The 819-nt window shown below is 49.4% G+C and carries 1 protein-coding gene; it reads left to right on the top strand.

Going from position 1 to position 819, the window contains the following annotated elements; genetic code table 11:
* Positions 1 to 819: tetratricopeptide repeat protein (locus B9T16_RS29010; RefSeq protein WP_410246427.1), on the top strand; the 819-nt coding region annotated here is incomplete at both ends.

Genomic DNA, 819 nt, shown 5'->3' with positions numbered 1-819 from the left:
AGACTACTACAACCAAGCTTTACCCCTGTATCGGGCTGTGGGGGATAGAGGGGGGGAAGCTGCTACTCTCARCAATATTGGCCATGTGTACGACTCCCTGGGAGAAAAACAAACAGCCCTAGACTACTACAACCAAGCTTTACCCCTATTAAGGGCTGTGGGSGATAGASGGGGGGAAGCTACTACTCTCARCAATATTGGCCTTGTGTACGACTCCCTGGGAGAAAAACAAACAGCCCTAGACTACTACAACCAAGCTTTACCCCTATTAAGGGCTGTGGGGGATAGAGGAGGGGAAGCTACTACTCTCAGCAATATTGGCGCTGTGTACGACTCCCTGGGAGAAAAACAAACAGCCCTAGACTACTACAACCAAGCTTTACCCCTAAGAAGGGCTGTGGGGGATASAGGGGGGGAAGCTRCTACTCTCAACAATATTGGCCATGTGTACGACTCCCTGGGAGAAAAACAAACAGCCCTAGACTACTACAACCAAGCTTTACCCCTATTAAGGGCTGTGGGGGATAGAGGAAGGGAAGCTACTACTCTCAGCAATATTGGCGCTGTGTACGACTCCYTGGGAGAAAAACAAACAGCCCTAGACTACTACAACCAAGCTTTACCCCTATTAAGGGCTGTGGGGGATAGAGGAATGGAAGCTACTACTCTCAGCAATATTGGCGCTGTGTACGACTCCTTGGGAGAAAAACAAACAGCCCTAGACTACTACAACCAAGCTTTACCCCTATTAAGGGCTGTGGGGGATAGAGGAATGGAAGCTACTACTCTCAGCAATATTGGCGCTGTGTACTCCGACCT

Origin of the sequence: Arthrospira sp. PCC 8006 (assembly GCF_046480465.1) — a bacterium.
In the GTDB taxonomy this organism is placed as follows: Bacteria; Cyanobacteriota; Cyanobacteriia; order Cyanobacteriales; family Microcoleaceae; genus Limnospira; species Limnospira platensis.
The sequence above is the reverse complement of the archived record's forward strand: the minus strand, read 5'-3'. Positions and strand labels throughout refer to the sequence as shown.